This is a genomic window from Streptomyces sp. SX-6 (assembly GCF_059089585.1).
Window position 1 is genome coordinate 281,616 of the sequence record NZ_JBTHHU010000002.1, and the last position, 24,865, is coordinate 306,480.

The 24,865-nt window shown below is 70.7% G+C and carries 23 protein-coding genes; 12 read left to right on the forward strand and 11 right to left on the reverse strand.

Going from position 1 to position 24,865, the window contains the following annotated elements; translation table 11 throughout:
- The first annotated feature begins 152 nt into the window (after positions 1 to 152).
- From ACV530_RS03400 to ACV530_RS03430, 7 genes are all read left to right on the forward strand, one after another.
- Complete coding sequence (locus ACV530_RS03400) at positions 153 to 851, forward strand: thioesterase II family protein (RefSeq protein WP_494330695.1); 699 nt, start codon at positions 153 to 155, stop codon at positions 849 to 851.
- Positions 852 to 854: 3 nt separating this feature from the next.
- Positions 855 to 1,679: an SDR family oxidoreductase gene (locus ACV530_RS03405; protein WP_494330696.1), complete on the forward strand. Its 825-nt coding sequence runs from the start codon at positions 855 to 857 to the stop codon at positions 1,677 to 1,679.
- Positions 1,680 to 1,717: 38 nt separating this feature from the next.
- The gene (locus tag ACV530_RS03410) at positions 1,718 to 4,528 is read left to right on the forward strand and encodes an amino acid adenylation domain-containing protein (protein WP_494330697.1); all 2,811 of its coding nucleotides are present in this window, start codon (positions 1,718 to 1,720) and stop codon (positions 4,526 to 4,528) included.
- Positions 4,529 to 4,599: 71 nt separating this feature from the next.
- Positions 4,600 to 5,793: a cytochrome P450 gene (locus ACV530_RS03415; RefSeq protein WP_494330698.1), complete on the forward strand. Its 1,194-nt coding sequence runs from the start codon at positions 4,600 to 4,602 to the stop codon at positions 5,791 to 5,793.
- A gap of 36 nt (positions 5,794 to 5,829) precedes the next feature.
- Positions 5,830 to 7,023, forward strand: coding sequence for a cytochrome P450 (locus ACV530_RS03420; protein ID WP_494330825.1), 1,194 nt, complete (start codon positions 5,830 to 5,832; stop codon positions 7,021 to 7,023).
- Between the two features lie 17 nt (positions 7,024 to 7,040).
- A complete protein-coding gene (locus tag ACV530_RS03425) occupies positions 7,041 to 8,072 on the forward strand; it encodes a methyltransferase (RefSeq protein WP_494330699.1) in 1,032 nt (343 codons plus the stop codon).
- 1 nt (position 8,073) lies between these two features.
- Entirely contained in the window at positions 8,074 to 8,850 is a 777-nt protein-coding gene (locus ACV530_RS03430; protein ID WP_494330700.1) for an AfsR/SARP family transcriptional regulator, read from the forward strand.
- Here ACV530_RS03430 and ACV530_RS03435 read toward each other — a convergent pair.
- Both ACV530_RS03435 and ACV530_RS03440 read right to left on the reverse strand, forming a co-directional pair.
- Positions 8,811 to 9,335 carry a flavin reductase family protein gene (locus ACV530_RS03435; RefSeq protein ID WP_494330701.1) on the reverse strand — a complete coding sequence of 175 codons (525 nt, stop codon included), beginning with the start codon at positions 9,333 to 9,335 and terminating at the stop codon, positions 8,811 to 8,813. The two genes, ACV530_RS03430 and ACV530_RS03435, sit on opposite strands and share 40 nt — an antisense overlap.
- Positions 9,328 to 10,845 carry a tryptophan halogenase family protein gene (locus ACV530_RS03440; RefSeq protein ID WP_494330826.1) on the reverse strand — a complete coding sequence of 506 codons (1,518 nt, stop codon included), beginning with the start codon at positions 10,843 to 10,845 and terminating at the stop codon, positions 9,328 to 9,330. The genes ACV530_RS03435 and ACV530_RS03440 overlap by 8 nt, the downstream gene beginning before the upstream one ends.
- A gap of 248 nt (positions 10,846 to 11,093) precedes the next feature.
- On the opposite strand from ACV530_RS03440, the gene ACV530_RS03445 reads away from it, so the two are divergent.
- Complete coding sequence (locus ACV530_RS03445; protein ID WP_494330702.1) at positions 11,094 to 12,374, forward strand: cation:proton antiporter; 1,281 nt, start codon at positions 11,094 to 11,096, stop codon at positions 12,372 to 12,374.
- Positions 12,375 to 12,440: 66 nt separating this feature from the next.
- Here the strand turns inward: ACV530_RS03445 and ACV530_RS03450 are convergent, their stop codons facing one another.
- The 5 genes from ACV530_RS03450 to ddaH form a co-directional block, all read right to left on the reverse strand.
- A complete protein-coding gene (locus tag ACV530_RS03450) occupies positions 12,441 to 13,289 on the reverse strand; it encodes an ABC transporter permease (protein ID WP_494330703.1) in 849 nt (282 codons plus the stop codon).
- On the reverse strand, positions 13,286 to 14,173 hold the full coding sequence (locus ACV530_RS03455; RefSeq protein ID WP_494330827.1) for an ABC transporter ATP-binding protein: 888 nt from the start codon (positions 14,171 to 14,173) through the stop codon (positions 13,286 to 13,288). Before ACV530_RS03455 ends, ACV530_RS03450 begins: the two co-directional genes overlap by 4 nt.
- A gap of 95 nt (positions 14,174 to 14,268) precedes the next feature.
- Positions 14,269 to 15,123 carry a DUF4097 family beta strand repeat-containing protein gene (locus tag ACV530_RS03460; RefSeq protein ID WP_494330704.1) on the reverse strand — a complete coding sequence of 285 codons (855 nt, stop codon included), beginning with the start codon at positions 15,121 to 15,123 and terminating at the stop codon, positions 14,269 to 14,271.
- Positions 15,124 to 15,158: 35 nt separating this feature from the next.
- Positions 15,159 to 15,668 (reverse strand): hypothetical protein, encoded by a 510-nt coding sequence (locus ACV530_RS03465; protein WP_494330705.1) that lies wholly within the window; start codon positions 15,666 to 15,668, stop codon positions 15,159 to 15,161.
- A 149-nt stretch (positions 15,669 to 15,817) separates the two neighbouring features.
- Positions 15,818 to 16,627, reverse strand: coding sequence for a dimethylargininase (gene ddaH, locus ACV530_RS03470; protein ID WP_494330706.1), 810 nt, complete (start codon positions 16,625 to 16,627; stop codon positions 15,818 to 15,820).
- Positions 16,628 to 17,306: 679 nt separating this feature from the next.
- Between ddaH and ACV530_RS03475 the strand changes: the two genes are divergently transcribed.
- Positions 17,307 to 17,879, forward strand: coding sequence for an LmbU family transcriptional regulator (locus ACV530_RS03475; protein ID WP_494330707.1), 573 nt, complete (start codon positions 17,307 to 17,309; stop codon positions 17,877 to 17,879).
- Between the two features lie 72 nt (positions 17,880 to 17,951).
- Here the strand turns inward: ACV530_RS03475 and ACV530_RS03480 are convergent, their stop codons facing one another.
- The gene (locus ACV530_RS03480; RefSeq protein ID WP_494330708.1) at positions 17,952 to 18,596 is read right to left on the reverse strand and encodes an FMN-binding negative transcriptional regulator; all 645 of its coding nucleotides are present in this window, start codon (positions 18,594 to 18,596) and stop codon (positions 17,952 to 17,954) included.
- A gap of 214 nt (positions 18,597 to 18,810) precedes the next feature.
- Here ACV530_RS03480 and ACV530_RS03485 point away from each other — a divergent pair, with 214 nt between their 5' ends.
- Complete coding sequence (locus tag ACV530_RS03485; RefSeq protein ID WP_494330709.1) at positions 18,811 to 20,115, forward strand: lysine N(6)-hydroxylase/L-ornithine N(5)-oxygenase family protein; 1,305 nt, start codon at positions 18,811 to 18,813, stop codon at positions 20,113 to 20,115.
- 84 nt (positions 20,116 to 20,199) lie between these two features.
- Here ACV530_RS03485 and ACV530_RS03490 read toward each other — a convergent pair whose 3' ends face one another.
- Positions 20,200 to 20,415 (reverse strand): MbtH family protein, encoded by a 216-nt coding sequence (locus ACV530_RS03490; protein ID WP_494330710.1) that lies wholly within the window; start codon positions 20,413 to 20,415, stop codon positions 20,200 to 20,202.
- A gap of 88 nt (positions 20,416 to 20,503) precedes the next feature.
- Between ACV530_RS03490 and ACV530_RS03495 the strand changes: the two genes are divergently transcribed.
- Complete coding sequence (locus tag ACV530_RS03495; protein ID WP_494330711.1) at positions 20,504 to 20,938, forward strand: Hsp20/alpha crystallin family protein; 435 nt, start codon at positions 20,504 to 20,506, stop codon at positions 20,936 to 20,938.
- On the opposite strand, the gene ACV530_RS03500 is transcribed toward ACV530_RS03495, so the two are convergent.
- Both ACV530_RS03500 and ACV530_RS03505 read right to left on the reverse strand, forming a co-directional pair.
- Entirely contained in the window at positions 20,865 to 22,115 is a 1,251-nt protein-coding gene (locus ACV530_RS03500; RefSeq protein ID WP_494330712.1) for a glycosyltransferase 87 family protein, read from the reverse strand. The two genes, ACV530_RS03495 and ACV530_RS03500, sit on opposite strands and share 74 nt — an antisense overlap.
- 1 nt (position 22,116) lies before the next feature.
- Complete coding sequence (locus tag ACV530_RS03505) at positions 22,117 to 23,394, reverse strand: MFS transporter (RefSeq protein WP_494330713.1); 1,278 nt, start codon at positions 23,392 to 23,394, stop codon at positions 22,117 to 22,119.
- A gap of 171 nt (positions 23,395 to 23,565) precedes the next feature.
- Between ACV530_RS03505 and ACV530_RS03510 the strand changes: the two genes are divergently transcribed.
- Positions 23,566 to 24,807: an RNA-guided endonuclease InsQ/TnpB family protein gene (locus ACV530_RS03510; RefSeq protein ID WP_494330714.1), complete on the forward strand. Its 1,242-nt coding sequence runs from the start codon at positions 23,566 to 23,568 to the stop codon at positions 24,805 to 24,807.
- Positions 24,808 to 24,865 lie beyond the last annotated feature (58 nt).

The following is a 24,865-nucleotide window of genomic DNA, read 5'->3' on the forward strand; positions in this document are numbered from 1 at the left end:
CGCCTCCGGGACGACCGCCCGTCCTGTCGACAGGACAGCCAACTCCCGGTGCTCCGCAGGATGCTGACGGGATGCCGACGGAATGATTGCCTGTGATTCACCGGCCGGGTTAGCCTCCCGGCGAAATCGTTCGAGAAAGAACGAGGAAACCCATGTCGCCAGAACCCTTGTCGTTGGTGTGCCTGCCATTCGCCGGGAGCGGCGCCGGCTTCTACCGCGCCTGGAAGGACGTCCCGACGTACGGCATCACGATCCTTCCGCTGCAACTTCCCGGGCGCGAGGAGCTGTTCCTGGACGAACCCTTCACCGAGGCGACCGAGGCCGCCGCACACCTCGCGCCCCTGATCGCCGGTCTCCTCGCCGGGGCGGACCGGTTCGCGCTGTTCGGCCACAGCCTCGGCGCCGTGCTGGGCTACGAGATCGCGCGCGAGCTGGAGCGGCTCGGCCGGCCCGGTCCGCGGCACGTGTACGTCAGCGGCTCGCCCGGGCCGTGGCACGGGCGCGACGCACGGGCGACCGGGCTCGGCGACGACGAATTCCTGGAGCGGGTGCAGGAGTTCGCGGGATACCGGCACGACGCTCTCGCCGACTCCGACCTGCGCGAGCTGCTGCTGCCCGTGCTGCGTGCGGATGTGGCCATGCACGAGAACTACAAACCGTCGTCGGACGAGCCCCTGCACGTGCCGGTCACGGCACTGCGCGGCGCGGACGACGCCCTGGTCTCGCGCGAGCACGCACAGCAGTGGCGGTCCGCCACCTCGGCCGAATTCCGGTACACCGAACTGCCGGGCGGCCATATGTACCTGGCCGATGCGCCGGGCGAGTTGCTGCGCACCATCGCCGGGCGGTGACGGATGTTGCTCAAGGGCAGGACGGCCGTGATCACGGGAGCGGCGCGTGGACTGGGCCGGGAGTGCGCCGTCAGGTTCGCGTGCGAGGGCGCCGACCTGATGCTCCTCGACATCGGCCATGACATCGAGGCGGTCGGGTATCCGCTCGGCAGCAGGGCCCAGTTGGAGCACACGGCGGCCCTGTGCGAGGAGCACGGGAGCGCCGTCGTCACCGCCGCGGTCGACGTGCGCGATCCGGCGGGCGTCCAGGGGGCGGTGGAGGAGGCGCTCGACCGTTTCGGCGGCATCGACGTCCTCGTCAACAACGCGGGCATCGCCGCGCCGTCGGGCGTGCCCGTGCACGAGATCGGCGAGCCGGACTGGCAGCTCATGCTGGACACCGATCTCTCCGGCGCCTGGCGGATGATCAAAGCCGTTGCCCCCTCCATGACGGAGCGCCGGCGCGGCAGCGTCATCAACGTCGCGTCCACCGCCGGGCTCGTGGGCTACCGCAACTTCGCCGCGTACGTGGCGGCCAAGCACGGCCTCGTCGGCCTGACCAAGGCCGCGGCGCTCGACTACGCGCCCTTCCGGGTGCGGGTCAACGCGCTGTGCCCCGGCTCGGTGCGCGACAACCCGCTGGTCGAGGGCCGGATGCTCGGGGAGATCGCGTCCTCGCTGGGGATCGCCGCCGAGGAGCACGAGGAGGTCTTCCTGCGGGACCAGCCGATGAACGCGCTCGTCGAGACGACCGGCGTCGCGGGGGCCGCCGTCTGGCTGGCCGGTGACGACTCCTGCCAGGTGACGGGCACGGTGCTCACCGTCGACGGCGGATTCACCAGCCGGTGAGAGTCCAGGACCGCTCCGAGCCAGCAGGAGGCCGCACCATGGCGACAGCCGCGAAGCCGCTCACCGAACCGGGGCGGCTCGCACCGCCCGACGCCCTGCCCCTCCCCGGCCGGGGGCGCCTGTGCCACAGCCTGGTCCTGCGCCTCCCCGGCCCGGACCGCGCGCCGCGGATCCGCGGCCGCCTGGCCGAAGTCGTCCGGCGGCGGCCGGAGCTGGGGGACGTGCGGCTGTGGGAGACCGCCGTGCCGGAGCCGTACGACGCCCCGGCCGCGCGGGCACGGGCGCGGCGCGAGGCGCTGCGGCCCCTCGGCGACCGTGCGGTCCCGCTGCGCGCGGTGCTGCTGCGGTATGCCGACGGGACGGCGGACCTCGTGCTCGTCGCGGAGCGCCTGCGGGTGCCGCGCGCCGTCCTGGACGCCGTCGCCGACGTGCTGGTCTCCGGCCCCGGTACGGACGTCCGTGTCCCGCCCCTGCCGGAGCGCCCCGCCCCGGAGCCCCCGGCGGTGCGGGCCACCGCGGAGTGGGGGCTCGGGGATCCGCGGCGCGCCGGCGTGGTCGGTGCCCGTCCCCTCGCCCTGCCCCGCGACGGGCGTGTGCTGCCGGCCGCGGTGGCGCTGGCCGTCGCCCGGTACAGCGGTGTCCGGGGCGTCGAGCTGGGGTGGCTCGACACCGCGCGGGACGCCGCGCGTGCGGAGGTGCTGCGCGTCGCGGACACCGGCGCGGAGGAGGCGGTGCCCGCGGATGTCCTCGCGCGGGTGGCCGCCGCGTCCGCGCCGGTGTCCGCGGCCGGGGGCGAACTTCCGGCGGTGGGCGTGGTGTTGGCGTCGGCCGCCGACGACCGTACGTACGTGCCGTGCCAGGCGCCCGTCTTTCCGCTGACCGTGTTCGCGGGGGCGTGCTGGTTCGACAAGGGCGCGTTCTCCCCCGCCGTGGCCGAGGCGTTCTGTGCGTCCGTCGAGCGGCTGGCCGCCTGGCTGGCCGGCGATGGCGGCCAACGCCCATTGCTGGAGGTCCCGTTCGTCGAGGCGGAGGAGGCCCGGCGGATCGTGCGCCTGGGCGGGGCGGGTGTCCGCCCGCGTGCCACGGCCCGGATCGACGAGCTCGTCGCGGACATGGCACGACGGCAACCGGAGGCCGTGGCCCTCGTCGACGACGCGGGCACACTGACGTACCGGGAGCTCGACGACCGGGCGGACAAGGTCGCGGCCGGGCTGCGTGCGCTGGGCGTCACCCGAGGGAGCAGGGTCGGGGTGTGCCTCGACCGGGATGCCTCGCTGGTCGTGACGCTGCTGGGCGTGCTGAAGGCGGGGGGCGCCTATGTGCCGATGGACGTGCGCTATCCCCCGGACCGCCTCCGGTACATCGCGGAGGACGCGCGACTGGCGCTCGTCGTCGGGGACTCCGGGACGTTCCCGCCCGTCGCGGGACTGCGGGTCGTGGCCCCCGGCGGGCCGGCCGCGCCGGGCGGTGCCGGGGCACGGCAGGAGCCCGGGAGCCCGGACGACGACGCGTACGTGATCTACACCTCCGGGTCGACGGGCCGCCCGAAGGGCGTGGTCGTTCCGCACCGGAACGTGGCGGCCCTGCTGGACGCCACGTCGGCGGACTTCGGGCTGGGCCCGGGCGACGTGTGGACGTTCTTCCACTCGGCCGCCTTCGACTTCTCGGTGTGGGAGATCTGGGGCTGTCTGCTCACCGGCGGGCGGCTGGTCGTCGTCTCCCACTGGGTGGCCCGGGACACGCGCGCGTTCCACCGGCTGCTGGCGGAACAGCGTGTCACGGTCCTCAGCCAGACACCCTCGGCGTTCTCCCAGCTCGTCCCGGCGGACCGCCAGGAGAAGGGCGAACTCGCCCTGCGGCTGGTGGTGTTCGGCGGCGAGCCGCTGGACGTGGGGATGCTGGCGCCCTGGTTCGCGCGGCATTCGCCCGCGCGGTGCCGTGTGGTGAACATGTTCGGCATCACCGAGACCACGGTGCACGTGACCGCGCGGACGGTCACCCCGGCGGATGTCGCGGCGGGTTCCCGCTCGGTCGGCAGGCCGCTGCCGGGCTGGTCGGTGTCCGTACGGGACGCGCGGGGGCGTGTGCTTCCTCCCGGTGCCGCCGGGGAGATCCATGTCGGCGGTGCGGGCGTGGCGAACGGGTACCTCGGCCGGCCGGAGCTGACGGCACTGCGGTTCGTCGTGGACGCGGACACGGGCGAGCGTCTGTACCGGAGCGGGGACAAGGGCCGGCTGCGGCCCGACGGCACCCTTGACCACCTCGGCAGGCTCGACGACCAGGTCAAGATCCGCGGGCATCGCATCGAACTCGGCGAGATACGGTCCGTGTTGGCGGACGACCCGGGGGTGGACGCGGCGATCGTCGTGGTGGGCGAGGCCGTTGCGGGCGACCCGGCGAGCCGCCGGATCGACGCCTACGTCGTTCCCGTGGACGGTGCCGGCACCCGGCGGATCCTCGACAACGCGCGCCGTATCCTGCCCGATTACATGGTGCCGGCCACGCTCACCGCGATCCCCGCGATACCGCTGACGGCGAACGGGAAGCCGGACCTCACCCGGCTGCCGCCGCCGACGGCCGCCGCCACGGAGGGCCGGGCACCCGGCCCGGACGATGCCGCGCCCGAGGGAATCGCCCGGGACATTCTCGGGATCTGGAGCGACTGCCTGCGCACGCCGGTGCGCGGCGGGGACAACTTCTTCGAAATGGGCGGCAATTCCTTGCTGGTGGTCCGCATGCTCGGCATGATGCGGGACCGCGGATTTCCCGAGCTGAGCCCTCGCGACCTCTACGCGCATTCGACGGCGGACCGTTTCATCAGGCTCGTCGAAGAACGGTCGCCACGGTGAACGTCCTTGTCCCGTCGCCGGGACGGGGCCAACCATGCCTGCCTGCAACGACCTTGAGAGGGATATGCGCCATGACTTCGCTTGTTGACCAGTGGGACATACATCCGGAGCAATTCTGGCTGACCGGAAAACGACCGGGCCGCATGGTCGAATACAACGAGCAACTGGACATGTGGATGGTCTACGGCTATCCGGAGGTCATCGAGGTGCTCACCCGGCCCGAGGTCTTCTCCAACGACGGGTGGCGTCTGGTGAACACCCCGGTCGAGGACTGGGTCAAGGAGGGCGACTTCGCGCAGATGGACCCCCCGCAGCACCGCAAGCTGCGCGGGCTGGTCGACCACGCCTTCGCGCCCAAGCTGGTGTCCGCTCTCGAGCCGCAGGTGCACGAGATCATCCATGAGCTGCTCGACGGCCTGGCGGACCGGGACCGGTTCGACCTGGTCGCCGACTTCGCGAACCCGCTGCCGGTGACCGTGATCTCGGCCCTGCTGGGCGTCCCGAAGGACGACCGCGGCCTGATCAAGAGGTGGATGGACGAACTCCTCGGCGATGCGGCCGAGTTGGACACCCCCGAGGAGATCAAGGAGCAGGACGACACGCTGGACGACCGGTTCGGCATGCTGCGGGAGATGCGCGACTACTGGGCCTCGCTGGCCAAGGAGCGCCGGCAGAAGCCGCGCGAGGACCTGCTGAGCCAGCTCGTCCACACGGAGTTCGAGGGCGAGCGGCTGTCCGAGGCCGCGGCGTGCAACATCGCGAACCGTCTGCTGATCAACGGCCACCACACGACCGAGCTGCTCATCGGCAACACGGCGCTGTGTCTGATGACGTTCCCGGACCAGGCGGCGCGGGTGCGCGAGGACCGTTCCCTGATACCGACACTGATCGAGGAGTCCCTGCGGTTCCTGAGCCCGCTCGCGGGCGTCATGCGGGTGAGCCTGGACGGGGCGGAGGTCGCGGGGCAGCGCATTCCCGAGGACAAGATGGTCATGGCGTGGTGCGGCGCGGCGAACCGGGACGAGCGCGAGTTCGCCGACCCGGACACCTTCGACGCCGGCCGCGCCCCCAACGCACACCTCGGCTTCGGCCGCGGCGTCCACTTCTGCATCGGCAGGAGGCTGGCCCGGATGGAGGCCAGGGCGGCGTCGGCCATCCTCCTGGACCGGCTGCCCGGGCTGCGCACCGATCCGGCCGACCCGCCGAAGTTCGGGCACGTGGTGGACGCCACGGGTGTGGCCCGCCTGCCCGTGCTCAACGGCTGACCCGCCCCAGACGACAACGGAAGAAGAGTGAGCGTGATGACGACGGTCGTCGACCGGTGGAACATCCACCCGGAGCACCGCTGGCTGCGGGGCGAACGGCCCGCCGCACCGGTCCAGTTCGACGAGGTGCAGGGACTGTGGAACGTCTACGGCCATCCCGAGGCCTCCGAGATCCTCGGCAGGCCCGAGGTCTTCTCCTCCGACACCGCGCGGCTGCTGCCCGTGAGCGTCGACCCGTCGCTGATCGAGGGCGACATGTCCCAGATGGACCCGCCGCGGCACCGTACGTTCCGCGGTCTGGTGAGCAAGGCCTTCACCCCCCGGATGATCGCCGGGCTCGAGCCGCGGATCCACGAGATCGTGGACGGGCTGCTCGAGGAGATGGCCGGCAAGCCGGAGATCGAGCTCGTCGCGGACCTGGCGTACCCACTGCCGGTCATCGTCATCGCCGAGCTCCTCGGGGTGCCGGACAGCGACCGCGAGCTGTTCAAGAAGTGGGCCGACAACATCGTCGAGGGCTTCAGCGGCGCCTCGTTCCTCGACGACAGCGAACAGGGCGCACAGGACCTGCGCGACGCGACGGAGCGGCTCCAGCCGCTGCTGGACTACCTGGCGGGCCATGTCGCCGAGCGCCGCCGGCACCCGAGGGAGGACCTGCTCACCCAGCTGGCCCTGGCCGAGGCCGACGGTGAGCGGCTCACCGACAACGAGGTCGTGAACGTCGCGAACATCCTGCTCGTCACCGGTCACATCACCACCACGATGCTGCTGGGCAACACCGTGCTGTGTCTGGATGCCTACCCGGAGCAGGCCGCGCGGGTGCGCGCGGACCGGTCGCTGGTCCCCGGTGCCATCGAGGAGGCGCTGCGCATGCTGCCTCCGTCGGCGGCGCTCACGCGGGGCACCACCGAGGACGTGGAGATCGCCGGGCAGCGCATTCCGCGCGACCAGTTGGTCTTCCTGTGGCTGGGCGCGGCCAACCGCGACCCCCGCCGGTTCACCGCTCCGGAGGAGTACGACCCCGCCCGCAGCCCCAACCCGCACTTCGGGTTCGGCCGCGGCATCCACTACTGCATCGGTGCCGGGCTGAGCATGCTCGAGGGCCGCATCGCGCTGAACAAGCTCTTCGACCGCTTCCCCGTGCTCCGCACGGACCCGGCGAACCCGCCGGGCTTCTTCCCCACCAACGACATGATCGGCATCAACTCCCTGCCATTGAGCACGATCTGACCAGGAAGAACGTGACGATGGAAGAACAGCTGGCGCAGATGTCCTTCGGGCACATCCCCGCGCAGATCCTGTACACCGCCGCGGAACTGGGTGTCGCCGACGTGCTCGCGGACGGCGCGCTCGACTACCGGGACATCGCCGAGCGGACCGGCACCGACCCGTCCGCGCTCCGCCGGCTCCTGCGGGCGCTCGTGGGCCTGGGCGTGGTCGGCCAGCAGGACGCCGGGCGCTTCGTGCTCACCGGGCCCGGCAGGCTCCTGCGCACCGGTGTGCCCGGCTCCCTGCGGGACGACATCCTGCTGGGCGCGATGCCCGGACTGTGGCGTGCCTGGGGCGACTTGACGCAGGTCGTACGGACCGGCTCCGTCCCCCGTGACCCCGGCACCGGGCTGACGGCGCACGAGACACTCCTGCGCGACCCGGACCTCGCGGCGAAGTTCCGTGCCGCCAAGGTGCGGAGCAACCATGTCCTCACGGCCGGCATCACTGCGGCGTGCGACTTCTCCCGGTTCGGCGTGCTCGCCGACCTCAGCGGGGACGACGGCACCCTGCTCTCCGCGGTCCTGGCCGCCGTGCCGGGCCTGCGGGGTCTGCTCGTCGACCGGCCGGAGGCCCTGGAGAGCGCGATGGCCGCGGTGGCGAAGGCGGGTGTCGCGGACCGCTGCGAGGCCGTCGCCGGCGACATCCTCGCCTCCGTGCCCGCGGGGGCCGACGCCTGTCTGCTCGGCCATGTGCTGCGGGACCGGGAGGACGACGAGGCCGTGGCCGTCCTGCGCAACTGCCGTGACGCCATGGCCCCGGACGGCCGGGTGGTGCTGGTGGAGACGCTGCTCCCCCCGGTCCTCACGCCGCAGGACTCCGCCACGTACGGCCTGACCGACCTCAACAACCTGGTGTACACCGGCGGCCGCGAACGCACCGAGGACGAGTTCCGGGAGCTGTTCGGGCGCGCGGGCCTCGGCCTCGCCTCGGCGACCGCGATGCGGCTCGAGCCCGGTGTGCCGGACTACCACCTCGTCGAGGGGACGCCCGCACCTGTGAGGCCCTGAGGTGGACTACCGCATTCTGGGACCGGTGGAGGTGTGGGAGCGCGGCACGGCGGTGCCGCTGGACGGGGAGAAGCAGCGCACCGTCCTCGCGGCGCTCCTCCTCGCCGAGGGCGGTTTCCTCTCGGACGCCCGGCTGACGGCCCTGTTGTGGGGTTCCCGTCCGCCCGGGACGCACAACGCCCAGATCTACAACCACGTTTCGCGTCTGCGGAAGAGCGTGGGGAGCGGCGCGAGCATCGTGCGCCGCTCCCCCGGCTACCAGATCCGGGCCGGTGCCGGTTCGCTCGACTTCTCCGAGTTCGAGGAGCGGGCGGTGCGCGGCCAGGCCGCGCTGGTGGCGGGCCGTCACGAGGAGGCCCGCCGTTTTCTGCGCTCCGCGCTGGCCCTGTGGCGCGGGCCGGCGCTCGCCGATGTCTCCGAGTATCTGACGGACGCGGAGCGGCCGCGGATCGAGGAGGCCCGGGTGGCGGTGGTGGAGAGCACGATCGAGGCGGACCTCGCGGTGGGCCGGCACGCCCAGGTCCTGCCCGAACTGACGCGGCTCGTGGGGCAGTTCCCGCTGCGCGAGCGGTTCCGGGCCCAGCTGATGACGTCGTTGTACCGGTGCGACCGGCAGGCCGAGGCGCTGGCGCTGTACGAGCGCGGCCGGCGGATGCTCGCGGAGGAGCTCGGGGTCGGCCCGGGCGCCCTGTTGCGCCAGGTGCACCACGCGATCCTCACCGCGGACCCCGCCGGCCGTCAGTCGCCGGGCCAGCTGCTGTACCGGCGCAGCCCGTAGAGCAGCGGCCGGCAGCCCCGGCGCAGGGCGACGGTCAGGACCTCCCCGAACACCACCATGTGGTCGCCGACCGGCAGGATGCTGCCGGTCCGGCAGTGCGCGACGGCGTGCGTGTCGGCCCACAGGTGCGGGCCCGCGTCCTCGGCGCCCAGCCGCCAGTCGACGCGGTCGAAGCGGTCCGGGTCGCCGGAGGCGAACAGTTCGGCGGTGGCCTGCGCGCCCTCGTGCAGCAGGTTGACCGCGAATTCGCCCCGTACCCGCAGGGCCGCCAGGGTGGGGCTCGCGGCGCGCAGGCACACGAGCAGGGTCGGCGGTTCGAGGGTGACGCTGCACACCGACGAACAGGTCATGCCCCGGGGCCGGCCCTCGGGGTCGGCCGTGGTCACGACGGCCACGCCCGTCGGGAAGCCGCGCATCATGGCGCGGAACCCGTCGGGCGTGGCCGTCCCGGCCGAGCGGACGAGCGCGTCGGCGGACTCAGCCATCGAGGCCACGCATGCGCGCGAAATACTCGTACTGCGTGGGCAGGGTGTCGACCATCTGCTGTGCCCTGTCGCGGATGGCCCCGAACTCCTTTTGCGCGAGCTTTTCGTCGGAGAGCGCCAGTGCCGGCGAGGGCCGCAGCGGGATGCCGCCCATGCCGAGCAGAATGCACATGTACGAGTACGGCGGCAGTCCGTGGTAATGGGGGAACACCGTCTCGGAGTTGGGCAGCCGTACCTGCCAGCGCTCGAGGCGTTCGGCGAGCGCGTCGGGAACGGCGCGGATCTTGGCGTCCTTCCAGTACTGCGTGTCGTCGCGTGCGGCGGCCTTGTAGTGCAGCACCAGGAATTCCCGGACACCGTCCATCACGTTCGCGATGGCCGAGTTGTACATGTCCCGGAGCCTCGGGTTCCAGTCGGCGGCCGGGAAGTGCTCGACGAGTTGCTCGATGGCATGGTGGATAAAGAAGATGCCGGTCGATTCGAGCGGTTCGACGAATCCGCTGGAGAGGCCGACGGCAACGCAGTTGTTCACCCAGGACTCGCGGCTGCGGCCGATGCGCATGCGGATGTGGTTGGCCTCCGCGTCGGCCGCCTTCGGCCCGACGAAGGCGCGGAGCGTGCGCTCGGCCTCCTCGGGCGTGCAGTAGTCCCCGGCGTAGACGTAGCCCGTGCCGATCCGGCCGAACAGCGGGATCGTCCAGATCCAGCCGGCGTCCTGGGCGGTTGCGGTCGTGCACGGGCGGATGCCGAGCTTCTTCATGTCCAGGGGCACCTGGAGGGCGACCGCGCTGTCGTTGGGCAGCGTGTCCTGGTAGGAGACGAAGGGCACTTCGAGCGCGCGGTTGAGCAGCAGTCCCCGGAAGCCGGTGCAGTCGACGAACAGGTCGCCGCCGATCTCGCCGTGTTCCTTCGTCAGGACGTGGTCGATCCAGCCGCGTTCGTCGAGGCGGACGTCGAGCACGTCGTCCACGACGTGCCGTACGCCCCGGTCCACCGCGTAGCCGGTGAGGTACTTGGCGAGGAGCGCGGCCTCGAAGTGGTAGGCGTAGGGGAACTGTGTCCTGCCCTGGTGCTCGGACATCGTCAGGCCGATGGGCTCCTCCGGCCCGCCGGTGACCTCCTCGCCCAGCAGCGTGCCGTCGAGCTGCCGCGGGCTGCGTCCGGCGTCGCACAGCGATGCCATGACGAAGCAGTCCTTGTCGAACCGGTCGGTCGGCCCGTACTGCAGCCACCAGTCGGTCATCGGGAAGCCGTTGGCGGACCGCATCTGCTCGAACGGGTGGTAGAAGTGGTGGCCCGGGCGCCGCCAGTCCTGGAATCGGACGGCCAGTTTGTAGGTGGCGTTGCAGGCCGGCATCCATTCCTCTTCGTTGAGGCCGAGGAATTCGAAGAAGTGCCGGATGTCGCTGAAGGTCGCCTCGCCGACCCCGATGGTGCCGATTCTCCCGGACTCGACCAGGGTGACGGACAAGCGGTCGCCGAATGCCGCCTTCAGATAGGAGGCGGTCATCCAGCCCGCGGTTCCGCCACCGACGATGACGACCTTTTCGGGGTTCTGCGTACTCACGTCAGCACCTCGGTTCACACGCCTGCCCTGCGCGGGTCCACACCCCGCCTGCCGGTCACGAGTCTGCTCCGCCGGACTATTCCGAATCTATTTCTCCTCCATCAACCGGTGTGCAATGCACGGCACTTGCCCCGCATCCCGCCCGGCCGAATGCTGGAGAACCTTCGACGGCGGAAAGGACAGTGGTACGGGTGAGCGCTGGGGACGTATGCATACGGGCGGGGCATGTGCTCGCGGTGCTCGGTGTCGTGCTGCTCGTCGCCGCGGCCGGACGGTTCGCGGCGCGCAGGGCCCGGCAGCCGGAGGTCGTCGGCGAGTTGACGGCCGGACTGCTCGCGGGCCCGGCGGCCGTCTGGCTGCTGGGGCGCGGCACGTTCGCGACGCTGGTGCCGACCGGGGTCCTGACCGTCCTCAAACTGACGGCGGAAGCGGGCCTGGTGCTGTTCCTGGTGGGCCTCACCCACGAGTTGCGGACCGGATCCCCGCCACGGGAGGGACGCGCGGCGGCCTGGGTGGCGGCGGGCTCGATCGTGCCCGCGCTGGGCGCGGGCGCACTGCTGGCGGGCTGGGTGCTGCTGACCGGCGGCCCGGCCGTCCGGGGCACCGCGCCGACGCCGGCGTTCGTGCTGATGCTGGCCGTGTCCCTGTCCGTGACGGCGGTGCCGGTGCTGGTCAGGATCCTCACCGACCGCGGCATGTCCGCGACCGGGGCCGGGCGTCTCGCGCTCACGTCGGCGCTCGTGACCGACTCCGTGTCCTGGCTGCTGCTCACCGTGGCGATCGGGCTGGCGTCGGGCAGCCCCGCCGGTTTCCTGCGCGCCCTGGCGGTGCTCGCCTGCGGCGCCCTGACGGCCGTCCTGCTGCGGCTGGTGCTGCGCGGGCCTGCGGCACGGCACCTGGGCGAACGGCCGTGGGCCGCCGCGCTGTTGACCGTGGGCATCGCCGTCGGCATGGCGACCGCGATGGAGCGGGCGGGGATGACCGCGATCCTCGGTGCCGCGCTCGCCGGACTCGCTGTCCCGGCAACCGGACACTGGGCCGAGGCGGTTGCCGGGGTGGCCCGGGCGGGCCGGTTCCTGGTGCCCGTCTTCTTCGTGGTGACCGGCGTGACCGTACTGATCGGGGGGCTCGGTTCCGCACCGTTCGCGCTGATCGGGCCGACCGTCCTGCTCGGCATCGCGGGCAAGGCCCTCGGAGGGTACGCGGGCGCCCGGCTCGGCGGCCGGAGCCGCGAGGACTCCCTGCGGATCGGCGCGTTGATGAACACGCGCGGTCTCACCGAGCTGATCGTGCTCAAGGCGGGCTACGACGCGGGCCTTCTGACCATGCCGCTGTTCCTGGCCCTCGTGGTGATGGCCCTGGTCACCACGGCCCTGACGGGACCGGCGCTGACAGCCATTGACCGTGCCGCGCAGCGGCGGCGTCCCGCCGCGGCACCCCTGCCCGCGCCGCAGGAGGACGGGGTGCGGTGACGGGCGAACAGCGGCCCCGTGACCGGACGGGGGCCGGCCACGGGGCGTACGGGGGGGGGCGGGAGTTCAGCCGACGCGCTGCAGCGCCTTCTCCCTGCGCTCGGCCACGCTCGACCCCGACTCGCGGCGCGCCATCCGGCGCAGGACGACGGGGGCGAGCACGAGGCCGAGCACGGCCCAGGCGCCCAGGACGCCCACGGTCTCCCAGTGCCGCCACGACTCGCTGATCTCGACGGTGGCGGCGCTGTCCGGCAACAGGGCGGATCGCATGCCGAGTCCGAGCCAGTAGACCGGGAACACCTGGGCGATCCACTGCACCCAGTCGGGCATGGAGGTGACCGGGTAGAACACGCCGGAGATCGCGATCATGGCGAGGATCGGCAGCATGAGCAGGCCCTGGCTGCGTGCGTTCGTGAACACCGAGCCCAGCACCGCTCCGATGGGCAGCGTCGCCAGCAGGCCCAGTGCCAGGACCCACACCACGGTCACCCAGGCCCGCGCGTTGCCCACCGACAGCCCGGAGATGATGAGCAGGCCGGGGATCAGGAAGATCGCGAGGTCGATCACCAGACCGCCGGAGACGAAGAGGATCTTGCCGGTGAGGTAGCCCACCATCCCGTTCGGCGTCGCCTTCGCCCTCAGCAGGGTGCCGTCCTCGCGGTCGGCGGTGAGGTGCTGGCTCATGGTGACCATGGCCATCGAGGCGTTCATGCCGAGGATGCTCGGGAGCACGAGGGTACCCAGCTGGAACCCGCTGCCCTTGAAGTCGACATCCCGCATGAAGTAGGTGACGACCAGCATCAGCACGGGCCAGAAGAGGTGGTTGAAAATGTCCGCGGCATTGGTGACCGACTGCCTGAGTTCGATCGCGCCCCGGGTCCACCCCGCGCGCAGCGCCGTCGTGGTCGGGTTCATCGGGCCGCCCCTTCCGGCGTACCGGCCGCTTCGGCCTGGGGCCGGCGGGATTCGGCCTGCCGCACCATGGAGAGATAGGTGTCCTCGAGGGAGGTCCGGCGGACCTCGAGGTCGGCAACCTCGTCGCCGTACTGCCGGAACAGTTCCCGGACGAACTTGGTGCCGTCGGGCGTGGACTGCTCGTACTGCTCGCCGCGTTGGGACCAGCGCACCGAGTCCTCGCCCGCCATCCGCTCGGCGAGCTCCTTCGCGGTGCCGCAGCCGATGATGCGTCCGCCGTCGAGGATCATGATGCGGTCCGCGAGCTTCTCGGCTTCCTGCAGATCGTGGGTGGTGAGCAGGATCGTGGTCTCGTAGACGCTGGCGAGCCGGTCGACGAGGTCGTGGAACTCGTGGCGTGCCACGGGGTCGAGGCCCGCGGTGGGCTCGTCGAGGAATAACAGCTCGGGGCGGCCCGTGATGCCGACCGCCACGTCCAGGCGGCGGCGCTGGCCGCCGGACAGCGTCCTGATCTTCTTGTCGGCGTGCTCGGTCAGGCCGACCGCGGCGACGAGGTCGTCCGGGTCCCAGGGCCTTTTGACCTGTGCGGTGGAGTAGCAGGAGTAGTAGGTGCCCAGGTGCGCGAGCAGTTCGCGCACCCGCCAGCGGCCGTGGTCGCGCCACGACTGGAGGACGACGCCCACCCGTGCCCGCCACCGCTCGTCGGCGTGGGCGGGGTCGGTGCCGAGCACCTCGACCCGCCCGGCCGACCGCATCCGGAAGCCCTCCGCGATCTCGATGGTGGTGGTCTTTCCGGCGCCGTTGGGGCCGAGCAGGCACATCACCTCCCCCTGCCGTACCTGGAAGGTCACGTCGTGCAGAACGTCGGTGGAGCCGTAGCGCATGCGCAGGCCCTCGACGTCGAGCACGACCTCCTCGCTCGTTGTCACGGTTCTTTCCTCTCCTTCCTGTTCCTGCCACTCGTGGGGTGCGGGCCGGGTCACCAGGACCGGCGGATCACGACGTCGCCGTCGAAGGTGTGGGCCCGCAGGTCGACGGTCCTGTCGGTGCGCGCGGGACCGTCGAAGGTCTCCAGCGAGTTGTGCACGCGGCCGGAGACCGTGCTCACGTCGCACCTCGCCGCGACGCCCGAGCGGATGCCGACCTCGATCTCGCCCGACGCGGCCGTGAGGCGCAGCAGTCCGCGCATGACGTCGCCGATCCGGATGCTGCCGCGCGCGGTCGTGGCCTCGATCCGGCCACGGGCGCGGCCGATGTCGATGTCGCCGCTGATACCGGTCATCCGGAGGGTTCCGGTGACTTCTCCTATGACGTTGTCGCCGTGGTCGTTCCTGATGACGGCCGTGCCGTCGATCTCCCCGATGCGTACCCGGCCCGACTGGTTGACGATCTCTCCGTGGCCCGTCATCCGGGCCACGGAGATGTCCCCGCAGACCGCGTTCAGGTGCAGCGGACCGGTCTGGTCCAGCCTGATGTCGCTCTGCACGCTCTCGAGCCGGCACGCTCCGAGCCGGCCCTCGGAGTGGAACGCCGCCCACGCCGAGCCGCCGCGCACCCGCGATCCCTCGGGCAGTTCGATCGTCACCTCCACCGCGCCGCCGGTGCGTAACGCCACGGTGCGGCGCGGCAGTCGGGCCGGCGCCTTGACCGTCAGCCTGCCCCGCGCGAGGTCGACCCGCACGTGCCCGGCGGCCTCGACGTCACTGGCGCGGGAGCTGTCGGCCGGGCGGACCGAGACGACGGTGTCAGTGCGATCGCTCGCCACGAACGTCACGTTGCCGACGGGGAGATCGACTACCACGGCGATCGGTCCGGGGGTGTCGAAACTGGCCAATGCCGGTCCTTCCCTTGCCTCTTGCCCGGATTCCGCTACCGCACCCAGCCGCTGTAGCGCCGGCTTCCCCCGCTGCCGTCGCGCCGGTCGACACGCCGGGCATCCGCCTGGAGTGCGGCGGTGACGGTGCGTACGAGCCAGGCGTTGACCGAGAGCCCTTCACGGCTCGCCTCCTCCTCGACCCGCGACTTGAGCTTCTCGGAGGGGCGGAAGCTGATCCGGGCGGGTGCGCCCTCGTCGTCGTCCGGCAGCGGATCCGGCTCCGTGGCCGCCGTCTCGTCGCCGGGCCGCTCCCGGGAGGGGGGCGGCTGCGTCACCACGAAGCTCGGGTTGAGCCTGCGCAGGCGTACGTCGACCGACCCGGGGGCGAGATCGTCGCTGATTTCCTCCGCGGCTTCCGACAGCGCGCTGAGCAGGGTGAGCCGGACCGACGAGTCGAGCGCCGCGGCGAGGCCCTCCACGACCTCGAGGGCGTCTTTGCCGCGCGCCTCCGCCGCGACCAGGAACTCGTGGCGGAGGTTGTCGACGTAGGGCGTCAGGTCCATGGCGCCATGGTGGCAAACATGTGGCGCCATGACAAGGCGCCGATGACTCAACTCCGCTGCCATCGCTGGGTCCATATACTCGCAAAACAGTGAAGTGCCCTGCTCAGCAGGGCACTTCACATGACGTCACGATGGCTGCAACGCTGACCTCAGCGACGCCTTGGACGCAGTTCGAGCGTGCAGCACTTCGCGCTGCCACCGGCCTTGAGCAGTTCCGTCATGTCGACGCCGACGGGTATGTAACCGCGGTCGCGCAGCTGCGCGGCGAGCCCGGTGGCCTGCCGCGGCAGCACCACGTGCCGGCCGTCCGACAGGGCGTTGAGCCCGAACGCTGCGGCGTCGGCCTCGTCGGCCAGGATCGCGTCGGGGAAGCGTTCGGCCAGGACGCCCCGCCCGGCGGCGTCGAACGCCGCCGGGTAGTACATGACTTCACCGGGCGCGAGCACCGAAAGGGCCGTGTCCAGGTGGTAGAACCGCGGGTCGACGAGCGTCAGGCCCACCACGGGCACGCCGAAGAACTCACGCGCCTCGTCGTGCCCCCGGACGTCGCTGCGGAAGCCGCAGCCGGCGAGCAGGACATCCCCCGTGTACAGGAAGTCGCCCTCGCCCTCGTTCACATACGCGGCCTGCCGCACCTCGGACCAGCCGTTGGCACGGAACCACTCGGCGTACGCCGCGGACTCGTCGGCACGCTGCGGGTGACGGAACCGCGCGACGAGCACCTTGCCGTCCACGACGGTCGCGCCGTTGGCCGCGAACACCATGTCGGGCAGCCCCGGCACCGGCTCGATCAGCACCACGTCGTGCCCCAGCTCCACGAACGTGTCGTGCAGGCTCTTCCACTGGGCGAGCCCGGTGTCCGCCGAGGTGGGACGGCCGGGGTCCATCCACGGATTGATCGAGTAGGTGACATCGAAGTAGGTCGGCCGGCACATGAGGTAAGTGTTTGCCTGCGACATCTCGTTTCCCTTTCAGGAGTCTTGTCGACGGGACAACTCCGCGTTTTTGCAACCGAGTTGACTAATTGTGCGCCACCGTGACGCCATCGTGGCACCACCGGTCCGCGCGCACATAGTTGGCCGAACGTTTTCCGTCTGTGACAGAAGTGGGAAGGTAGGCTACGGCCCATCCCGGTGGCACGTTCCGCGACTGCTCGAACTTCGCAGCATCGGTGACCGTTTCCTTGATTTCCAGCCGACACTGGGATCTACTCGAACCGGCCCTGAGGGAACGCCACTTGCTGCGAAGAACGATCTTCGGCGCCGGACAGGCGCACCGCAGCGCGCTTCAGGGGAACTGCGATAGAGGTGAACGGGGGCACGTGGTAGATGCGCGTATTCGTGCGCACAGAAGTTGAGTCCTTCTACGTGACGCCAATGGTCGCGCCGTACGGGTGTATGCCTCCGGGCAGCAAGCCGCCGGCCACCCCGGCAGGGGTCGGCCGAAGATGGCTTACCGCCGGACTCCCCTGCGGATGACTCCGCACCGGAATCCGCCCGTTCAAGCATGCATTCACACGGAGGCATGGCGATGAACCACACCGGAAAGCCCGACAGTGCGCGGGCTCCACAGCTCCGTCCCCACCCGGAGACTGCGGTCAGGCGGCGAAGAAGCGTTGACGGACCGCACCATGGCCAGGTGCTCACCACCAAGGTCGGTCTGCAGATGCCCGTGGGCATGACCTTCGAGGACTGGGAGCGGGCCGGCCGGCAGCTCTCCGGAATTGTGGATTCCTCTTCGTGGTGGCTCGGCGACTGGCTCGTCTACGGGAAGGACCACTATACGGACCTGTACGAACGGGGAATACGCGCCGCGGGATTACGCTATCAGACCCTTCGGAACTACGCCTGGGTCTCACGGCGGTTCGAGTTCAACCGGCGCCGGCCGACGCTGAGTTTCCAGCACCATGCCGAGCTGGCGTCCCTTCCCGTTGCCGAACAGGAACTGTGGCTGGACCGCACCGAGCAGATGAAGTGGACCACAAAACAACTCCGCAACGCCCTGCGCGACGCCCGTGAGGACGTGCCCCCGGGCGGGCGGCAGACCGAGGCGACGCACCGGCTCGCGTTGCCGGGAAATCGCATCCACTGGTGGCACAAAGCCGCTCAGCAATCGGGGATCGACTTCGAGCAGTGGGTCCTCGCGGCACTCGACGACGCGGCCGAACGGGCCCTGGAGGAGGTTCGGGAAGAGGCCCGGGTGGGTGCCTGATCCCGCGGTGCTGATCGGTGGTGATTCTGCGGCAGGGCCGGGCCTTTGGAGCCCCGGCCCTGCTTCCGCCTGTCAGGGCAGCCGCTCCATGAGCTCGGCGGTCCGGCGGTGGCGGCTGCAGGCCCGCCCGGAGAACGACCGCACCACCCGGTCCCGTACCTCCGCCGGCTGCTCCTGGCTGAGCTTGAACATGCCTTCGGCACCGGACACCCTCACGCGGAACGCGCCCACACCGGGCACGATGTCACGGAAGTAGTCCAGCGATTCGGTCATGTCCCAGTCCGTGCCGAAATCCTTCTCGAAGGCCCGGACGGTGGACCGCACCACCTCCAGGGTCTCCTCGAGCGAGTCGATCCTCTCCACCGTCCCGTGTACATGGACGGCGGTGAAGTTCCATGTCGGGGCGGCCGGTGTCGTCTCGTAGACCGTCGGCGAGACATAGCCGTGCGGCCCGGTGAAGACCAGCAGCACGACACTGCCGTCCTCCAGTGCGGCCCAGTGGGGATTGGCCCTGTTCATGTGCCCCAGCAATGTGACGCCCGAAAGGTCGTCGCTCCATTCGCCTGTCATCCGCGGATCGGGAATCACCGGCAGATGCGTGGCGAACGGGCCCGCTCCACCGGTGCCGTTGAGCACCAGCAGGGCCAGTGGATTACGGCGGATCAGATCGGCGGTCCAGGAACTGTCGGGCTCCCGATAGTGATGGGGAACGAACATACAGAACTCACTCCTCCGGTGACCTGGTTGAGGATACGGTTGCAATCAGCCGTCCTGCCGACAGGACAAGCTGTGAGCGCACAGAACCTCTTGAAAGGTTCGCCCGCCCCCTCTACGTTGATGCTGCGATCCTCTCCGGAGCAATACCGAATGTGTTTCCGCCGGACTTCGCGGCCGGAATTCTCGCGCCCCCACGCCAGCAGGAGCGTTTTCTATGGACATGTGTGAACACGGGATCCACGACGTGGTGGGCATCGGTTTCGGCCCGTCCAATCTGTCGCTCGCGATAGCCCTGGAGGAGCACGGGGCGAAGGCGCCGCAGGATCCGGTCAGGGCCGTATTCCTCGAGCGCCAGCCCTCGTTCGGGTGGCACCGCAGCATGCTCCTGCCGTCGGCGACCATGCAGGTCTCCTTCCTGAAGGACCTGGCCACGTTCCGTAATCCGGTGTCGCGCTTCAGCTTCGTGTCGTATCTGCACGCCTCGGGCCGTCTGGCACAGTTCGTCAACAATCAGGATTTCTTTCCGACCCGCCAGGAGTTCCACCAGTATCTGGAATGGGCGCAGGCGAGCTTCACCGACCGCGTCGCCTACGGCCGCGAGGTCACGGCGATCCGGCTGCCGAAGGACGCCGGCCATCTGGAGCTCGAGGTCTCCGAAGCGCACGGCGGCGCCTCCCGGCGGGTCAGGACGCGCAACGTGGCCATCTCCACGGGGCTGGTCCCGCGCATGCCCGACGGGGTGCTCCGCGACGAACGGGTGTGGCACAGCTCGGAGTTCCTCGAGAAGTACCGCACGATGGACACCCGCACCCTGAAGAACGTGGCGGTGGTCGGCGCTGGGCAGAGCGCCGCCGAGGTGACGCGGTTCCTGTACGACGCGCTGCCGCACGCCCAGGTCTTCGCGGTCATCCCGTCCTACGGCTATTCCGTCGCGGACGACACCCCCTTCGCCAACCAGGTATTCGATCCGGGCGCCGTGGACGACTACTACTTCGGAACGGACCAGACGCGCGAGGCGTTCTGGCAGTACCACAGGAACACCAACTATTCGGTGGTCGACGACGAGGTCATCAGGGCCCTGTACCAGCGCTCCTACGACGAGGAGGTGCGGGGCGTCAAACGCCTGCACTTCATCAACCTGACCCGGGTGAGCGACGTCAAGCGGGCCGGGGACGACACCTGTGTGTCACTGCATTCGCTGCTCGACGGCGCGGCGCGGGAACTCGACGTGGACGCCCTGGTCTTCGCCACCGGTTACAACACCATGGAGCCGGCCGCCCTTCTCGGCGATCTCGACCGTTTCTGCCTGCGCGACGAGGCCGGCCGGTACCGGGTGACGCGCGACTACCGGCTGATGACGACTGCCGAACTGCCCTGTGGCATCTACCTCCAGGGCGGCACCGAGCACTCGCACGGACTGTCCTCGTCCCTGTTGTCGAACATCGCGGTGCGCAGCGGCGAGATCGCCGATTCCCTCGTCCGGCGGCGTGCGGAACAGCGGCAGACCGTAGCTGTCTGACGCCCCCCTCGCAAGGGCCCCTCCCAATGAAAAGGGGCGGGTTGCGATGCCGTCGTCGGCATCGCGACCCGCCCCTTTTCGCACTCAGTCCGCGGCCATGGCCTCGCGCAGGCTCTTGGGCCGCATGTCCGTCCAGTTCTGCTCGACGTGATCGACGCACGCCTGCCGTGTGTCCTCGCCGAACACGACCCGCCAGCCGGCGGGAATTTCGGCGAACGACGGCCACAGGGAATGCTGTTCCTCGTCGTTCACCAGGACATAGAAACGGCCGTCCTCGTCGTCGAACGGGTTGCTGCTCATGGCCCCACTCCCCTGCATCGTCGTGTCCTGCGGAATCGTTCCTCATGCTAGGACAATGAAAGAGAACTTCCCGGAAAGGAGGCCCGTCATGGCAGGTTCACAGCCGTCCAGGCACCGGTCGGGGCTGCCGGAGCTGATGGAATGGCTCGGCGCGGGATTTCCCAATGTGCCGGTGGCCTGGAGCCCCCGGGACAGCCACGTCATCCCCATCGAGGTGACGGAGAGTGGCGGGCAGTACGTGCTGCGTGCCGAGCTGCCCGGCGTGGACCCGGAGAAGGACATCGAGATCACGGTCGAGGGCGACACGCTCACCGTCCGTGCCGAGCGCGCGGAGGCCAAGGAGGACAAACGGCATTCGGAGTTCCGCTACGGCTCGTTCGAGCGGTCCGTCCGGTTGCCCTTCCCGGTCCCGGACGAGGGCCCTACGGCCGCGTACCGCGACGGCGTCCTCACCGTGAGCGTCCCGCGAGCGGCCAGGGAAGCGGCGACGACGCGTACGCTGCCGGTGCGGCGCGCCGGCTGACCGCGCCGGACGCGATGGCCGCGAGCGTGAGCACGGCGCACAGCGGGTAGACGCAGCCCACCGCCGCGAGGTACCACGGCATGCCCGTCGTGGTGCTCAGGGGGACGTCGGCCGCTTTGTGGAGCCACGGCACGAGCCAGCCGCCGGCGGCCAGGGCCCAGGCGGCCGTCGCGACCCTGGCGGGGGCGCTGCCGCGCGCCGGGCCGTGGACGAGCCAGATCATCGCGGGTACCGCCCAGACCCAGTGATGGCTCCAGGAGATCGGGCTGACGAGCAGGCCGAGGAGCTGCACGGTGATCAGGGCGGCCAGGGTGTCGCCGCGCCGGACCGCGCTCCGCAGGGCCGTACCGGCGAGCACGGTGGCGGCGAGTCCGGCCACCAGCCAGCACACGGTCACCGCGCCGGTGTCGTGCCCGAAGAACCGGGCGATGCATCCGCGCAGGGACTGGTTCTCCGAGGACACCATCGGGCCGATGCGTTTGGTGTCGCCGAAGACGTCGAGCCAGAACCGCGTCGAATCCCTCGTCGCCACGATGCCGGCCAGTGCCACGGTGCCCGCGAACGCGAGAGCCGACCATCCGGCGGCCGACCACTTCCGCACGGACAGGAAGTACAGCCCGCAGACGGCCGGTGTGAGCTTGATGCCGGCCATCACACCGACTCCCGTCCCGGCCAGCGCGGCACGCCGGTGCGAGGCGCTGACCAGGGCGAGCGCTCCCAGGATCAGGCTGATCTGCCCCAACCCGAGCCCGTGGCGCACTGGTTCGAGCCACAGGACCACCGCCGTCCACGCGGCGGTGTGCCGCCGGTCCGGTGACACGGCGCCCGGGGGCAGCAGGTCGAGGGACCGGTGGACGAGCAGGGCGGCGGCCGCGAGCGACAGGGAATGCCACACCGCGACGGCCAGCCACCAGGGGAGGCATGACAGTGGCAGGAAGACCAGGGCGGCGAAGGGAGGGTAAGTGAAGGGCAGGGGCTGTGCGTTGGGGTGCGGGGAGAACAGCAGGAAGTCGTAGAGCCGGCCGTGCAGCACCTCCGGCGCCGCCTGGTAGTAGACGCCCAGGTCGCGCATGTCCGCCGCCCAGGCGGTCAGGACCAGGCCGATGAGCACCGAGCAGGCCAGCGTCGCCGTGGCATGGCGCAGCAGCCACCCCGCCATTCTCCGCCCGGCGTTCACCTCACTCCTCCGCCAGTTGCGGGCTGCGCACCCACGGCCAGGCCCCCGCCATGGCCAGCGCGAGGAGCGCTCCGCAGACGAGGAAGGGCGCGTGCAGGCCGAAGGATTCGGCCAGGAGCCCGGCGAGTCCGGCGCCGACCGGCATCGCCGCGAGGGCGACGGTGCGGTAGCTGCTGGTGACCCGGCCCAGCATCTCGGCGGGGACGAGCCGTTGACGCAGCGAGGCGGCGAGGACGTTCCACACCGCGCCGCCCGCGCCGACCAGCGCCAGCACGCCCACCGCGACCGGCACGGCCGAGGTCAGCCCGGTGCAGAGGAAGCCCGCCGCCTGCACGAGCATCGAGCCGATGAGCGCGGCCCTGATCCCTAGGCGCTGCCGCGCCCGGGAGGCGAGGGCCGAGCCGAGGACGCCGCCTCCGGCGAGCGCCACGAGCATCAGGCCGTAGCCGAGACTGCCCAGGCGCAGGACTTCCAGGGCGTAGAGGACCAGTACGGCCTCGGCGGCGGCGAGCGTGCCGTTGGTGACGGCCACCACCGCGCAGAGGGTGCGCAGCAGTTGGTGGCGCCACAGCCAGCGCAGGCCCTCGGCGATGTCGTGCCGCACGGTCGTGCGTGCGGAAGAGGCGTTGCGCACAGCGAAGTTGCCGCGCAGGGCGAAGATCAGCACGGTGGCCACGAGGAAGCTCGCCGCGTCGGCGGCGACGGGGGCGGCGTGCGACAGGGCGTACAGGGCCGCGCCCACGGGTGCGCCGACGAGTGTGGCCATGACCGTCTGCGCCGAGTACAGCCAGGCGTTGGCGCGTTCCAGCGCGTCCTTGGCGACGAGCATCGGGATGACGGCACCGGCGGCGTTCTCGAAGAACGTCTCGGCCACGCCGAGGGTGAAGGAGATCGCCGCGAGCGCGGCGACCGGTGCGTCCCGGGTGGTGAGGTAGAAGGCGAAGCCGCCCGTCACCGCGGCTCGTCCGAGGTCCACGGTCCACATCAGCCGGCGGCGGTCGACCCGGTCGGCCACCGCGCCGCCGACCAGGCCGAACAGCGGCCAGGGCAGATAGCCGGCCACGAAGACGAGGGAGACGGACTCCGGGTTCTTGGTGACCCTGGCGGCCAGCAGGGGGAAGGCTACGTAGCGGATGCCGTCGCCCAGGGTGGACAGGGTGGAGGCGGTCCACAGCAGCCGGAAGGGCCGTCCTACGCGCGGATGCGGATCCGGCCTCGCCTTCCCCTTCGCGTCGCCGCCCGCGGATGACAGCAGCGGCTGTCCCTCGGCCTCGCTCATGATCTCCCCATCCGCACCTGTCGATTCCGTGGTCTAACCGGATCCGCCGGCGGTTGGTTTCGGGGCGTTGCGTGGCATCCGTCATGGGGTGCCGGGCTGGCTCGTCAACTGGGCAGAGGAGTTTCCCGTGTTCGAATGCGGGGTCTGGGATCGGCAGGTAGCGTCGCTGGGGTGAAGCTGGTGGTGCAGGTGAAGCTGGTGCCGACGCCGTTGCAGGCGGCGGCACTTGAGGGAACCCTGCGCGCCTGCAACGAGGCTGCCACTTGGGCCAGCCGGATCGCCTTCGAACATAGTGTGAAGAACAACTTCGCGCTGCGCAGGCTCACGTACGACACGGTGAAGGCGCGGTGGGGGCTGGGAGCGCAGGCGGCCCAGCACGTGATCAAGAAGACGTGTGACGCGTACACCACGCTCAAGGCGAACCTGAGGGCCGGGAACCTGGGCAGGCCGGGTTCGAAGCGTTACCGCCGGGCGGTGGAGAAGCCGGTCGTCTTTCGGCCGGAGGGGGCGCAGCCGTATGACGACCGGATGCTGTCCTGGCAGATCGCAGAGCGGCGGGTGTCCATCTGGACGGTCAACGGGCGAATGAAGGATGTGGCGTTCACGGCGTCGCCCGGGCAGCTGGCCATGCTGGCGTTGTACCGCAGGGGCGAGTCCGATCTGGTCTGCCGGGACGGTATGTGGTTCCTGCTGGCCACCTGCGAGGTGCCCGAAGCCGAGCTGAACGCCGATCCGGTGGACTTCCTCGGCGTCGACCTGGGCATTGTCAACATTGCCACCACCAGCGATGGCGAGATCATGGCCGGGCGTGAGCTCAACCGCATCCGGGTGCGGGAGCGCAAGCTGCGCGCCAAGCTGCAGAAGAAGAACACCCCGTCCGCCAGGCGCGGGCTGAAAAGGCGCGGGCGCAAGGAGGCGCGGCGGGTGCGGGACATCAATCACAAGATCGCGAAACGTGTGGTGGCCGAGGCGGAACGCACCGGTCGCGGGATCGCCCTGGAAGACCTGACGGGCATCCGCGAGCGGGTACGGCTTCACAAGCCCCAGCGGGCCACCTTGCACTCCTGGGCGTTCCACCAGCTCGGGCAGTTCATTGCGTACAAGGCCCGCAGAGCGGGGGTACCGGTGGTCTACGTCGATCCGGCGTATACCTCCCGTACCTGCGCCGAGTGCGGGCACATCGACAAGGTGAACCGGGTCTCACAGGCGTGGTTCGCGTGCCGGTCCTGCGGCGTCGTTGCGCACGCGGACCGGAACGGCTCCCGCAACATCCGCGCCCGTGCGCGGGAGTTGTGGCGACGCGGGGCCCCGTCAACGGCCCCTGCCCCACCGCCGCGTCAGCAGCGCGGGGCTGGACGCAAACGCAGCATCACCGCCAGTGATGCCCGCTGTGCAAGCCCGTCACCTCAGTGACGGTGTAGTTGACCGTCTCGACGAGGGTGCGCACGCCGAAGCCGGTGCCGCCGTACGG